Genomic DNA, 12897 nt, shown 5'->3' with positions numbered 1-12897 from the left:
GAATTCGCGACCGCGCGGCCGGTATTCGAGAAACCGCCATTGTTGTTGCAACTCGTTCAGAGGACTGCACTTGACGAGGCGCCACGGGCAACGCTAGCTTTTACCAGAACGGCGTTTCGAATGTTGGAACGATGGATAGCACCCTCCTCAAGGGATTGATGCTTCTCGAGCACTTGGCCGGCAGCGAGACGCCCCGGGGCGTCAGCGAACTGGCACGCGCGCTCAACCTCACGAAGAGCAATGTGCATCGCACGCTCCAGACACTGGTGGCCGCCGGCTACGTGCGCGCCCAGACGGGTGGCACCTACGCCTGCACCTTGAAGCTCTTCGAGCTCGCCAGTCCCGTTGTGGCGCGGATCGACGTCCGGCAGGTCGCCGAGCCCTTCATGCGGACCCTGGCCGATCAAACCCAGGAGACCATCCACCTGTCGCTGCTCGACCGGGCGGACGTCATCTACCTGCACAAGATCGAGAGCCCCCAGCCGGTTCGCGCCTATTCGTCGATCGGTGGCCGCGCTCCGGCCTATTGCGTGGCGTCCGGCAAGGCGCTGCTCGCTTATCAGGAGGAGGCGCTGGCCCACCTGCCGGAGACGCTCCAGGTCCACACGCCGCGCACGATCGCGACCCTCGACCTCCTGCGGCGGGAACTCGAGCAGGTCCGGATTCAGGGTTTCGCGATCAATCGCGGGGAGTGGCGGGAGGGCGTGTGCGGGCTCGCCGCGATCGTCCACGATGCCATGGGCCGTCCCGTCGCGGCGATCGGTATCTCCGGGCCGGCCGATCGCCTGAATCCCACGGCGCTCCGCCGCTTCAGCGACGTGGTCGTCGACGCGGCGCGCAGCCTGTCGCGGGCCCTCGGCTACAACCCCATCACCGTCTCATCCCCTGCCGCGCCGCGGCATGCCCGAGGCTCAGCGCCCCCGCGCGCGCCGGCGGCGCTTGCCTGATCGAGGAGTAGGCCCATGCGACCGCTGTCCGGTATCCGCGTGATCGAGTTCTGCAGTGTCGCGGCCGGGCCATTCTGCGCCATGCTGCTCGCCGACATGGGAGCCGACGTCATCAAGGTCGAGAATCCGGAGGGCGGCGACTCGATGCGGGCCTGGCCGCCCCTCAACGCGGGCTTCAGCGAGAACTTCGCCTCGCTCAACCGCAACAAGCGCTCTGTGACGCTGGACCTGAAGGATCCGGCCGACAAGGCGCGCGCCCTGGACCTGATCGGCTCTGCCGACGTGGTGCTGGAGAACAACCGCCCCGGCGTGATGAAGCGGCTCGGCCTCGACTACGTGCGCGTCAGCGCCGGGCGGCCCGGCTTGGTCTATTGCTCGATCTCAGCCTTCGGCCAGGAGGGGCCGCGCTCCGCCGAGGCCGGGTTCGACCTGACGCTCCAGGCGATGAGCGGCGTGATGAGCGTCACGGGCGAGCCCGGCGCGCCCCCGGTCAAGTGCGGCGTACCGATCTCGGATTTCGGCACCGGCCTCTACGCGGCCTACGCCATCGCGGCGGCGCTGCTCCAGGTGCGGGCGGGCGGACCCGGCGCACACATCGACGCCTCGATGTTCGGCGCCTCCCTGGCGATGGGGGCGCTCCAGACCAGCGAGTATTTCGGCAGCGGCCGCGACCCGAAGCGCCTGGGCTCGGCCCATCCGCGCAACGCCCCCTATCAGGCCTTCCGCGCCCAGGACGGGTACTTCGCCATGGCGGCGGGCAACGACGCCCTCTACCGCGCCGCCTGCGCGGCGATCGGGCGCGACGACCTCGCCGAGGATCCGCGCTTCGCCTCGACCGCCCTGCGGGCGCAGAACCAGGGCGAACTCCTGGCGATTCTGGAGCGCGACTTCGCCGACCTCACCTGCGCCGACCTGCTGGCCCGGTTCCGCGCCGCGGGCGTGCCCTGCGCACCGATCAACGGCTACGCCGACGCCCTGGCCGACCCGCAGGTCGCGCATATGGGCTGGGTCCAGCCGGTGACCCTGCCGTCCGGCGCTGAGACGCGCACCTTCGTGTCGCCGCTGAAGTTCTCAGGGGAGGGCTTCCCGATCTACCGGGAGCCGCCCGCCCTCGGGCAGCACAACGCAGAACTGTTCGGCGAGGCCGCGCCGGCTCGCGCGCGCACGGCTTGAGGGCGGCGCCATGGACGAACTCCTGAAAGAGCGCAGCGGCGACACGCTGACCCTGACGCTCAACCGCCCCGACAAGATGAACGCCCTGTCGGCCACCCTGGTCGACGCGCTGCTCGACGCCGTCGCGGCTGCGGCCGGCGACGGGACACGGCTCCTCGTGCTGAAGGGCGCGGGGCGCAACTTCAGCGCCGGGTTCGACTTCGGCGGCTACGCGGACCTGTCGGAGGGCGACCTGCTGCTCCGGTTCGTGCGGATCGAGCAGCTCCTCCAGGCGCTGGCCCACGCGCCGTTCGACACGCTGGCGCTCGCGCACGGGCGGAACTTCGGCGCCGGGGTCGACGTGATCTGCGCCTGCGGCCGGCGGGTCGGCGATCCGGCCGCCACCTTCCGCATGCCGGGCCTGTCCTTCGGGCTGGTGCTCGGCACGCGGCGCTACGCCGAGCGGGTCGGCGGCTCCAAGGCCCGGCTCGTCCTCCAGGAGGGGCGGGTCTTCGACGCCCCGGAGGCCCTGTCCGACGGGTTCCTCACCGCCGTCGCGGCGACCGACTCGTGGTTCGACACCGTCGCGGCCGCCTCGGAAGCGGCGACGCGGCTGTCTTCCTGGGCCGGGGCGGCCCTGAACCGCGCCGCCGCCCGCGACACCCGCGCGGACGACCTCGCCGACCTCGTCGCCTCGGCCGCGCGCCCGGGGCTGAAGGACCGGATCCGCGCCTACCGCGCGGCCTGACACACGCCCGATCGGAGGACGCCCCGTGAGCGCCGGAACCCAGAAGATCGTCCCCCTCGCAGACCTCGCAGCCCGCGTGCCGGACGGCAGCTCCCTGGCGCTCGGCGGCAGCTTCCTGCACCGCGGCCCCTTCGCGTTCGTGCGCGAGCTGATCCGCCAGGGCCGCCGCGACCTCGAAGTCGTCAAGCAGTCGCCCGGCTATGACATCGACATTCTCTGCCGCGCCGGCGCCCTGTCGCGGGCGAAGGCGGGGATCGTGGCCATGGAAGGCAATTTCGGCCTCGCGCCCTGGTACCGCCGGGCGATCGAGTCCGGCGAGGTCCGCCTGGAGGAGCACGCCTGCGCCAGCCTGACGGCGGGCCTGCGGGCGGCTGCCTTCGGCGTGCCGTTCATGCCCTGCGGCGGCATCCACGGCTCGGACCTGCCGGCGCTCAACGGCTGGAAGACGATCGAGGACCCCTACGGCAGCGGCGAGGCGGTCTACGCCATCCCGCGCATCCAGCCGGACTTCGCGGTGATCCAGGCCAACGAGGTCAGCGCGTCGGGGGACGTGCGCGTCTTCGGGACCTCGCACTGGGACCGGATCATGAGCCGCTCGGCCAAGCGCGTGCTCGTGGTGGCCGAGCGGGTCGCCCCGGACGCCTCCTTCCGCGACCAGCCCGAACTGACGCTGGTGCCCCACTTCCTCGTCGAGGCGTTGAGCATCGTGCCGAACGGGGCTTGGCCCGGCTCGCTCTGGCCGGATTACGAGATCGATTACCCGGCCGTGGAGGCCTACATGGCCGACGCCCCGGGCGTGCTCGCCGATCACCTCGCCGCCGGCCCCGAGGCCCGGGAGGCTGCCCATGTCTGAGGCGCCGTCCAACGCGATCGAGGCCTGGTCGGGCTTTTCCTACATCGTCACCAATCTCGCCCGGTTCGTGCGGCCGAACGAGATCACCTTCAGCGGCGTGAACTCGGCCCTGCCGATGCTGGCCTGCCTCCTGGCCAAGCAGGCCTATCCCTTCGCGTTCACCTACATCAACGTCGCCGGCGGCGTCGACCCGAACCCGTCGAAGGTGCCGATCTCGTCCTCCGACCCGGTCCTCGCCGAGGGCTCGCGGGCGATCTTCGCCAATGAGGATTTCTACGATCTCTGCACCCGCGGCCTGATGGACCTGTGCTTCCTGGGCGCCGCGCAGGTCGACGGGCTGGGCCGCACGAACGTCTCCTGCATCGGCGACTGGCACGCGCCGCGGGTGCGGCTGCCGGGCGGCGGCGGCGGCGCCGTGATGCTGCCCACCGCCCGCCGGGCGGTCACGTGGCGTACGGAACATTCCCGCCGCACCCTCGTCGAGACCCTCGACTTCGTCACCGCGGCCGGCGGCATGCACGGCGTGGTCACGCCGATCGCCGTCTTCACGAAGCGCGAGGGCCGGCTCGTGCTGGCCTCCTGGCATCCGGAGGCGAGCCTCGACGAGGTCCGGGACCGCACCGGCTTCGCGTTCTCGGCGGACGGTGCCGCCTCGACGCCTCCGCCGACCCCGGCGGAGCGGGCGGCGCTGGCGGTCCTCGACCCGGAGGGCCGGTTCGAGGCCGATGCGGGCATCCGCCTGCGCTGAGGCGCGGGGCAGACAGACGGGACAGGAGATCGCCGCCATGAGCGCTGCCATGCCGGACTCGATCAGCGCGCGGCTGCGCGCGGCCATCGCGGATCATGCGGGGACGGGCCGCACGGCGCTCTCGGGCTCCGACGTCGTATCCTATGCCGACCTCGGCGCGCGGATCGACGCCGCCGCGGGCGCAGTCCGGGACTGGGGTGCCGCCAAGGGTGACCGGGTCGGACTGATCGCGCCCAAGAGTGCGGCGGCCATCGTGGCCTACTTCGGGGCCATGCAGGCCGGCGCCTGCGTCTGCTTCCTGGAGCCGGGGCTCGCGCCGGAGGTGGTGGCCGAGCAGGCTGCGCTCGTCGGCATGCGGCATCTCATCGTCGCCCAGGTCGACGCCTCGCCCGTCGCTCTGACCGGCCTGGACGTCCGCGCACTGGACAGCCTCGCCGACGGCGCGGCCTTCGCGGCCGAGGTCAGCCCGCGGGATGAGGCCATGCTGCTTTTCACCTCGGGGAGCACCGGCCGGCCGAAGGGCGTGCTGCTGCGCCACGAAGGCCTGATCTGCAACGCCGCGGGCGTGCTCCGTCACACCGGTACGGGGCCTGCGGACCGGCTTCTCCACGTCATGCCACTTCATCACACGAACGGCATCAACAACCAGTTGATCGTGCCTCTCCTGGCCGGAGCCGAGATCGTGTTGATGGAGCGCTTCCAGGCCGAGGCCGCCCTCGACCGCCTGCGATCTGGCGGCATCACCTACATGACCGGCGTGCCGACGATCTACGCGCGGATGCTGCCCCTGCTGCGCCCCGGGGAGCGCTTCCCGGGCCTGCGCTTCCTGCGCTGCGGCTCGGCGCCGATCACCCCGACCCTGCATCGGCAGATCGAGGAGGCCTTCGGCGTGCCGCTCCTCGTCTCCTACGGCCTGTCGGAGGCGACCTGCACCTCGACCATGAACCCGCCGGGCCGGCGTCGCATCGGCACGATCGGGACCGTGCTCGCGGGCCAGAATGTGGACCTGTTCGATCCGGCCACGGATCGCCCGGTCGAGGCCGGCCGGGAAGGGGAGATCCGCATCTCCGGCCCGGCCCTGATGGCCGGCTATCTCGGCAGCGCGGACCAGCCGATCGTGGACGGCTGGCTGCGCACCGGTGATCTCGGCCGCTTCGACGCCGACGGCTTCCTCGCCATCACGGGGCGCATCAAGGACGTGATCATTCGCGGCGGCGAGAATATCTCGCCCGCGTTGATCGAGCGGCAACTCGCTGCCCATCCGGCCATCTGCGACTGTTGCGTGGTCGGCGCCCCCGACGCGGATCTCGGCGAGGTACCGGTGGCCTTCGTGGTGCTGCGGGAGGGCGAGGGCCTCGACGAGCCGGGGCTCAAGGATTTCGTACGGGGTTCCCTCGCGCGGATCTACGTGCCGGCGCAGATTCGCAGGCTTGACGTGCTGCCGGTCAACGGCGTCGGCAAGACCGACCGCAAGGCGCTGCGTAGCTTGTTGGCCGCTTCCTAGGACACATGTCTACGCGAACGGCAGCGCGTCTCACCGCCCCGCCTCGGTGTGGCGCACGTTCGCGGCCGACCCAGGCCAGAACCGGCTCCGACCTGATTGCATCAAGCCGGCAGCTCTGGATCCTTGTTGTACCACGCGTTTTTGCGACGAACCCGGATCCGCTTCGGCGGCATGCGCACCGGCGCCGGCAGGTCCACGTCGATCAGGACAGGGCGGACCGGCTCTCGAGCCGGAAGGGCGCTCGCGCGAATAGGCTCCCCGCGGTGCTGAGAGCGCGGACAAGACGATCGTGCGGACGGCCCCCCGTCCCAGCCTAGGAGCTCACTGGCGCGCCCTGCAGGTCGGCCGACGTCGTCTCCGCGTGGATCAGCGTGAGCGTACTGACCATCGCCCGGCTCGCCTTTCCGGTCGCGCCCGACGGCAGCGTGTCGCTGAAGACGATCACGTCCGGCACCTTGTAACGTTCGAGATGGGCCGATGCCCAGCGCCTGAGTTCGTCCGCCGACAGCGCGCGGTCAGGCTTCAGCACGACGACCGCGTGGACCGCCTCGCCGAGGCGCGGGTCGGGCACGCCGGCGCACAGGGCCGCCGCGATGTCCGGATGCGCGCACAGGGCGTTCTCGATCTCCAGGGGCGCGATCTTGTTGCCGCCCCGCGCGATGATCTCCTTCGAGCGCCCGACGAGCTCGACGTGACCGTCCTGGCGCAGGCGCGCGAGATCGCCTGTGCGGAAGTGGTCCGCCTCCAGCGCGGAGCGCGTGAGCTCGGCGCCGTCGAGATAGCCGAGCATGCCGCAGGCAGTTCGGATCCGCAGCTCGCCGGTCTCGCCCAGAGCGGCGAGCGCGCCGTCGTCGCGGACGATGCGGAACGACACGCCCTCGGTTGGCATGCCGATCGACCCAGCCTCCGAGACGTCCCGCGGTCGGTGACAGAAGTCGCAGGAGCCAGTCTCGGTCGAGCCATAGAGGTCGACGAGCTCGGCCTTCGGCCATCCGCCGCGGACTGCTTGCGTCAGCGACGGGCTGAGCGCCTCGCCGCCGGTCAGCACCGCCCGCAGACGGGGGGCCGGCGGGACACCGTCGGCCAGCAGGGCTCGCAGCATGGTCGGCACAGCGGCCAACACCGTCCCCTCCGCGGCGAGCAGGCCCTCGAGCGTCGCGGGCGTGAACTTCGGGACGAGGACGAGTCTCGCCTCAGAGCGGATCGCCAGGAGGCTCGCCCAGATCCCGAAGATGAAGGTCAGCTGGAGCGGCACCGCGACGACGTCGTCCGGGCGAAAGCCCAGCAGTCGGTCGAGGATCGCGAGCTTGCGCGCCAGGGCATCGTGTCCGAGAACCACGCCCTTCGGCACGCCGGTGCTGCCCGAGGTGAAGACCACGAGGGCGGCCCCGTCCAGGAGCGGCCGCACCGGCGGCGCATCCTCCGCGATCTTCTCCAAGCTGAGCCCGTCGGCCCGGAAGCGGGCACGCGTCGCCCGCTCGACCGCCGCGCGGGTGAGCGGTGCAGCGGCTCGGTGAACGGGCACCGCGACCGCGCCCGCCCGCCAGAGGCCGAGCAGCGTCCCGAGATCGAGCGCCCGGTTGCCGATGGTGAGGTGCACCGGCTCGTGCGGGCGCATGCCTGCCGCACGCAGCCGACCGGCGACCAGATCCGCGTGTGCACCGAGGTCGCGCCCCGTCATCCCGGGGCCGGAACTCTCGTCCACCCGGCTGCCTGGGCGGCCGAGCCCAGCGCCCAGGAGTTCCGCCAGCGCCCCGGTCACGATCCGGCTCCCGGGAAGCGGCTGTCGCGCCAGGCCAGTGCCGCCTTGAGGCCTTGCGACCGGGCGATGTCCATGAAGGCCCGCTTGTCCGGCGAGCCTTCGCCCTCGATCAGCAGGTCGATGTCGAGGGCCGTCTCCAGGGCCTCCAGCATGCCGCGCGCCTCGATCGACCGGTTGAGGGCCCGTTTCGTCTCCTTGACGAGGTTCGGGTCGATCGCCGCGATGTGCCGGGCAAGGCGCAGCGCGCTCGCGTCGAGCTCGGCAATCGGCACGACTCGGTTGACCATTCCGATCTCGTAGGCGCGCCGCGCCGGAATGCGGTCCTCGCCCGTGAGGATGATCTCCTTGGCGATCTTCGGGCCGACGATCCAGGGCAGGATCATCACCACGATACCGGCCCCGAACTTCAGCTCCGGCTCGCCGAAGAAGGCATCCTCGGCCGCCACGGTCACGTCGCAGGCCAACGCCAACTCGCAGGCGCCCGCGAGGCAGGGACCACGCACCGCCGCGATGGTCGGCTTCGGGCAGTGCCAGAAGCGCATCGGCACATCGAAATCCTTGCGCAGGATCGGGCGCCACTGGCTCACGCCTTCAGGGCGCAGCGCCATCTGATCCTTGAGATCGAAGCCCGACGAGAAGGCCGTGCCGGCCCCGCGCACGATCACGGCGCGCACCGCATCGTCGGCCTCGGCCGCGTCCATCGCCTGCGCGAGTTCGTCGAGCATGGTCGCGCTGATCGCGTTGGTGCGCTCCGGGCGGTTCAGGGTGATGCGTGCCACCGGCGCGAGCGTCTCGTAGGTGATCGTCTTGAAGGCCACGGGTGGCTTTCTCCTCGCTGTCACTTGCGTCCTCCCGCCAGCCGCTTGGCCTCGGGTAGGCGCCGCAGCCGCAGCATCGAAGCGAGACCCAGGAACGGCCCCACGGCCAGCAGCGCGAAGGCGAAGCGCCAGCCGAGGAATGTCCCGGCGAAGGCGATGAGCTGGATACTGACGAGCGTCAGGAGAAAGCCGAGGCAGGTCTGCACGGTGAGCATCGTGCCGATCAGCCTGCGGTCGCTCAGCTCGCTCACCGCCGCCGAGAACTGCGCCGAATCGGCGATCACCGCGACGCCCCAGAGCACGCCCACCGCCAGCACCGCCCAGGCAGGGCCGCCGAACAGGAAACCCACCGCGATGGCACAGCAGCCGCTGGCCAGCATCGAGGCGCCGGTGACCAGAGTGCGCCCGAGTCGATCGGCCGCCCAGCCGCCCAGCATCGCGCCGAACGCCCCGGCCGCCACCACCGCGAAGGCGGCCAGTTCCGGCGGGAACGGCGGCGCGTTGCCGTAACGCTCACGGAAGCTCGCCGCCATGAAGGCACCGATCCAGGCCCACATCGCGTAGAGCTCCCACATGTGGCCGAGATAGCCGAGATTGGCCAAGCGCACGCCGCGATTGCGCCACGCCTCCAGGGCGTTCTCCAAGCGCAGGGGCGGGGCCTCCGACCGGATCGGCCCGAGTTGCACGAAGCGGATCAGGGCCGCCGAGAGGAGGGCGCCCAACGCCGCACCGAGCACCGGCAGATGCCAGTCGAGCTGGCCGAGGGCCGCGACGAGGTGGGGCAGCGCCGAGCCGAGGGTGAGCGCGCCCACCAGAAGGCCGATCAGCAGCCCCAGGTCACCCACCGCCCAGGTCGCGGCGATCTTCATGCCGACCGGGTAGACGCCGGCCATGCAGGCCCCCGTCACGAAGCGCAGCAGCGGCACCATCGGCGAGGTCGGCGCGAAGGCCAGCATCAGGAGGTTGGCGAGACCGGCCGCGACGGCGCAGCCGCAGAACAGCCGGCGCAGGTCGAACCGGTCGGCCAGCCCCAGCAGCGCGCTGACCAGGGTGCCGGCGACGAACCCGGCCTGCACGCTGTTGGTGAGCAGGGCCTCCTGGAACGGGCTCAGCGTCCACTGCGTGCGGATCGCGCCGATCGAGGCGGTGGTGGCGAACCACGTCGCCATAGCCGCCACCTCGCTCAGGAGCAGCAGCCCGATCGCCATCCGCTTTGCGCTGATGGTCGCGCTGTCGGCCGCGTCAGGACGTGCCATGGCTAGGCTGCCTCACTTCGCGGCCGTATGGGCTACGAGGGGGCAGCCGCCGTCGGCCATGGGCCGGAACGCCTGGTCGCCGGGGATGGTGTCGACGAGCTTGTAGTAGTCGTACGGCCCCTTCGACTCGGACGGGTCCTTGACCTGGAACAGGTAGAGGTCGTGGATGGTGCGCCCGTCCGCGCGGATCGAGCCGTGGCCGAACAGCGGATCGTTTGTCGGCATCGCCTTCATCTGCGCGACGATGTCGGTGCCGCGATGCGCCTTGTCCTTGTCGAGGGCGGCGATCGCCTTCATCCAGTGGAGCATCGCCGCGTAGGTGCCGGCCTGGTTCATCGTCGGGTAACGGCCACCGTTGCGTGCCGCGAACCGCTTCGCCCAGGTCCGGGTGCCGTCATTGAGGTCCCAGTAGAACGCCTCGGTCAGAGTCAGGCCGTGGGCGACCTTCAGGCCGACTGAGTGGATGTCCGAGATGAAGGCGAGGAGCGCGACGAGCTTCTGGCCGCCGTCGGTGAGGCCGAACTCCGAGGCCTGCTTGATGGCGTTGATCGTGTCGCCGCCGGAATTGGCGAGCGCGACCACCTGCGCACCGCTGCCCTGGGCCTGGAGCAGGTAGGAGGAGAAGTCGGTGCTCTGGAACGGAGCCAGGACGTGTCCGAGGGACTTGCCGCCCGCCTTCGTCACGGCCTCGGTGGCGTCGCGCTCCAGAGCGTGACCGAACGCGTAATCCGTCGTGAGGAAGTACCAGGACTTTCCGCCCTGCTTGATCACGGCGCGCGCCGTGCTGTTGCCGAGAGCCCAGGTGTCGTAGGTCCAATGGACGTTGGTCCGGGTGCAGTTCTTCCCGGTCAGATCCGAGGACCCGGCGCTCGCGATCAGGAATGCCTTGTCCTTCTCGCTCGCGATGTTCGACACGGCCAGGGCGACCGAAGAGGTCGGTACGTCGACGATCGCGTCGACCTGGTCGACGTCGAACCAGCGTCGCACGATGGCCGCGCCGATATCGGGCTTGTTCTGATGGTCGGCCGAGAGAACCTCGACGCGGAAGCCTCTCACGTCCGGCTTGAAGTCCTCGACGGCCATGCGCGCGGCCTCGACGGAGCCCGGCCCCGCGATGTCGGCGTAGAGCCCGGACTGATCATTCAGCACGCCGATACGGAAGGTCGGCAGCGGGTCGGCCTGCACGGCGGACAGGCCGCCAAACAGGATCGCCAGCGCGAATACACCCTTCATGGTCTTTCCTCCATCGGTATGAACGGACTGTGTTTGTTTTTGTCAGTCCGGCGGCAGTGCCGCGTTCAGTATTAAGCCATCACACCCAAGTCTTCCCTGTATGATTTCCGTCTGTTCCGCAGTTGAACGGCGGCGAGAGGCGGCGAGAACGCCTAGCGATGCACGTCAACGACGACGCGGCCGCGCACCCGGCCCGACATCAGGCGTTCCGCGGTGGCCACAGCCTCTGTCAGGCCGATCTCCTCCGTGATCGCCTCGAGCTTGACCGGATCGAGGTCGTGGACCAGCCTGTTCCAGGCCTCGATCCGCTCAGGCCGCGGGCACATCACGCTGTCGATCCCGAGCAGGCTGACGCCGCGCAGGATGAAGGGGGCCACGCTCGCAGGCAGGTCCATCCCCTGAGCCAGACCGCAAGCCGTTACGACGCCCCGGTACTTCATGGCGGCGCAGACGTTCGCCAGCGTGTGGCTACCGACCACATCGACGGCCCCGGCCCAGCGCTCCCGGGCGAGCGGCCTGCCCGGATCCGAGAATGTCGCCCGATCCAGCACCTCCGCTGCGCCGAGGCGGCGCAGGTAATCGGCCTCCTCGGGACGGCCGCTCACCGCCACGACCGTGTAGCCGAGGCGCGACAGGAGAGCGACCGCCGTGCTGCCGACGCCACCGGCCGCGCCGGTGACGACGACCTCGCCCTTGTCGGGGGTGACGCCGTGGCGCTCGAGGGCGATCACGCACAGCATCGCCGTGTAACCGGCAGTGCCGATCGCCATCGCCTGCCGTGGCGTGAGCGCCTCCGGCAATGGCACCAGCCAGTCGCCCTTGAGCCGTGCGACTTGCGCCAGCCCACCCCAATGGGTCTCGCCGACGCCCCAGCCGTTGAGGACGACGCGGTCGCCGGCCTTGTAGTCGTGATGCCGGGATTCGCGGACGGTGCCGGCGATGTCGATGCCCGGCACCATCGGAAATTTGCGCACGACCGGGCCTTTCCCGGTGATCGCGAGCCCGTCCTTGTAGTTCAACGTCGAGTAGGCGACATCCACGGTGACGTCGCCCTCGGGGAGCTGCGCCTCGTCGATCTCACGTAGGCCGGCGCGGTAGACCGCCTCATCCTTCTCGATCAGGATTGCCTTGAACATTCGGGGCACTCCATGGGGCGCTCAGCGCGTAAGACAGGTCAGGAATAGGGTGGCGAAGAGGTCGAGAGGCTCGGGGCTGCGCTCGAGCTTGGCGCGCAGGACCGCGCCTTCCCAGCCGATCCAGAAAAACGCCGCCAGCGCAGCGCAATCGGCATCCGCGGCGATCTGGCCGGCTGCCTGGGCGTCCCGGAGACAGCGCTCCGTCCGCGCCTGCCAGTCGAGGAGGACGCCATGCAGACGGTCCCGAAAGAGCTCGGGCAGGGCGCTCATCTCCTGCCCGAGATTGCCGACGACACAGCCGCGACGGAACTCGTAGCGTGCCATGCCGGCCTTCGCGTCGGCGACGAAGTTCCTGATGCGCTCGATCGGGGTCGTACTCTCATCGAGCAACCAGCGGTCGAGCTTGCGCGCGAAGTAGGCTGCGTACGCCTCGATCAGTTCGGCGCCGAAGACGTCCTTGCTCGCGAAATAGTGATAGAACGAACCTTTCGGCACACCCGCGGTGCGCAGGACCTCTTCGAGGCCGGTTGCCGAGTAGCCCTTCTCCGATAGCAGCGCGACGCCCACCCGGATCAAGGCCGCCCGCGACGTGCCGTAGGCCGGCTCAGGCCTAGGTGGCCGACCCCTCTTGCGCGCGGTGACAACCGAGACCGAATCGGACTGCATGAATTAGAAATAGACCGGTTGATTATTAAATGCAACGAGCCTGGGCGATCCTGTCAGACCGCGTTCCGCGCGCA

At 70.2% G+C, this 12897-nt stretch carries 12 protein-coding genes; 6 read left to right on the top strand and 6 right to left on the bottom strand.

Features of this window, described 5'->3' with window-relative positions:
• Positions 1 to 131 precede the first annotated feature (131 nt).
• From ACX9MN_RS17975 to ACX9MN_RS17950, 6 genes are read left to right on the top strand one after another with little or no spacing between them, the layout of a single operon-like run.
• Positions 132 to 947, top strand: coding sequence for an IclR family transcriptional regulator (locus tag ACX9MN_RS17975; protein WP_020096110.1), 816 nt, complete (start codon positions 132 to 134; stop codon positions 945 to 947).
• Between the two features lie 15 nt (positions 948 to 962).
• The gene (locus ACX9MN_RS17970; protein ID WP_020096111.1) at positions 963 to 2120 is read left to right on the top strand and encodes a CaiB/BaiF CoA transferase family protein; all 1158 of its coding nucleotides are present in this window, start codon (positions 963 to 965) and stop codon (positions 2118 to 2120) included.
• A 10-nt stretch (positions 2121 to 2130) separates the two neighbouring features.
• Positions 2131 to 2847 (top strand): enoyl-CoA hydratase/isomerase family protein, encoded by a 717-nt coding sequence (locus ACX9MN_RS17965; protein WP_020096112.1) that lies wholly within the window; start codon positions 2131 to 2133, stop codon positions 2845 to 2847.
• A gap of 25 nt (positions 2848 to 2872) precedes the next feature.
• Positions 2873 to 3700, top strand: coding sequence for a CoA transferase subunit A (locus ACX9MN_RS17960; protein WP_020096113.1), 828 nt, complete (start codon positions 2873 to 2875; stop codon positions 3698 to 3700).
• Entirely contained in the window at positions 3693 to 4448 is a 756-nt protein-coding gene (locus ACX9MN_RS17955; RefSeq protein ID WP_020096114.1) for a CoA-transferase subunit beta, read from the top strand. The genes ACX9MN_RS17960 and ACX9MN_RS17955 overlap by 8 nt, the downstream gene beginning before the upstream one ends.
• A gap of 37 nt (positions 4449 to 4485) precedes the next feature.
• On the top strand, positions 4486 to 5952 hold the full coding sequence (locus tag ACX9MN_RS17950; protein WP_234080787.1) for a class I adenylate-forming enzyme family protein: 1467 nt from the start codon (positions 4486 to 4488) through the stop codon (positions 5950 to 5952).
• A gap of 313 nt (positions 5953 to 6265) precedes the next feature.
• Here ACX9MN_RS17950 and ACX9MN_RS17945 read toward each other — a convergent pair whose 3' ends face one another.
• From ACX9MN_RS17945 to acuR, 6 genes are all read right to left on the bottom strand, one after another.
• The gene (locus tag ACX9MN_RS17945) at positions 6266 to 7714 is read right to left on the bottom strand and encodes a class I adenylate-forming enzyme family protein (RefSeq protein WP_051123800.1); all 1449 of its coding nucleotides are present in this window, start codon (positions 7712 to 7714) and stop codon (positions 6266 to 6268) included.
• Positions 7711 to 8532, bottom strand: a complete 822-nt coding sequence (locus ACX9MN_RS17940; protein WP_020096117.1) for an enoyl-CoA hydratase-related protein — start codon at positions 8530 to 8532, stop codon at positions 7711 to 7713. Before ACX9MN_RS17940 ends, ACX9MN_RS17945 begins: the two co-directional genes overlap by 4 nt.
• A 20-nt stretch (positions 8533 to 8552) precedes the next feature.
• Positions 8553 to 9788, bottom strand: coding sequence for an MFS transporter (locus ACX9MN_RS17935; protein ID WP_103985789.1), 1236 nt, complete (start codon positions 9786 to 9788; stop codon positions 8553 to 8555).
• A gap of 12 nt (positions 9789 to 9800) precedes the next feature.
• A complete protein-coding gene (locus ACX9MN_RS17930) occupies positions 9801 to 11021 on the bottom strand; it encodes an ABC transporter substrate-binding protein (RefSeq protein ID WP_020096119.1) in 1221 nt (406 codons plus the stop codon).
• Between the two features lie 152 nt (positions 11022 to 11173).
• Positions 11174 to 12157 (bottom strand): acrylyl-CoA reductase (NADPH), encoded by a 984-nt coding sequence (gene acuI / locus ACX9MN_RS17925; protein WP_020096120.1) that lies wholly within the window; start codon positions 12155 to 12157, stop codon positions 11174 to 11176.
• Positions 12158 to 12178: 21 nt separating this feature from the next.
• Positions 12179 to 12823, bottom strand: coding sequence for an acrylate utilization transcriptional regulator AcuR (acuR, locus tag ACX9MN_RS17920; RefSeq protein WP_026605400.1), 645 nt, complete (start codon positions 12821 to 12823; stop codon positions 12179 to 12181).
• Between the last annotated feature and the right edge of the window lie 74 nt (positions 12824 to 12897).

The sequence above is a fragment of the Methylobacterium sp. 1A genome (assembly GCF_058072805.1).
This window is presented reverse-complemented; position numbering and strand designations above follow the sequence as displayed.

Bases quoted from the DNA above. Each gene is read 5' to 3' on its own strand.
- ACX9MN_RS17975 (WP_020096110.1), top strand. From the start codon at position 132: ATGGATAGCACCCTCCTCAAGGGATTGATGCTTCTCGAGCACTTGGCC.
- ACX9MN_RS17970 (WP_020096111.1), top strand. From the start codon at position 963: ATGCGACCGCTGTCCGGTATCCGCGTGATCGAGTTCTGCAGTGTCGCG.
- ACX9MN_RS17965 (WP_020096112.1), top strand. From the start codon at position 2,131: ATGGACGAACTCCTGAAAGAGCGCAGCGGCGACACGCTGACCCTGACG.
- ACX9MN_RS17955 (WP_020096114.1), top strand. From the start codon at position 3,693: ATGTCTGAGGCGCCGTCCAACGCGATCGAGGCCTGGTCGGGCTTTTCC.
- ACX9MN_RS17950 (WP_234080787.1), top strand. From the start codon at position 4,486: ATGAGCGCTGCCATGCCGGACTCGATCAGCGCGCGGCTGCGCGCGGCC.
- ACX9MN_RS17935 (WP_103985789.1), bottom strand. From the start codon at position 9,788: ATGGCACGTCCTGACGCGGCCGACAGCGCGACCATCAGCGCAAAGCGG.
- ACX9MN_RS17930 (WP_020096119.1), bottom strand. From the start codon at position 11,021: ATGAAGGGTGTATTCGCGCTGGCGATCCTGTTTGGCGGCCTGTCCGCC.
- acuI (WP_020096120.1), bottom strand. From the start codon at position 12,157: ATGTTCAAGGCAATCCTGATCGAGAAGGATGAGGCGGTCTACCGCGCC.
- acuR (WP_026605400.1), bottom strand. From the start codon at position 12,823: ATGCAGTCCGATTCGGTCTCGGTTGTCACCGCGCGCAAGAGGGGTCGG.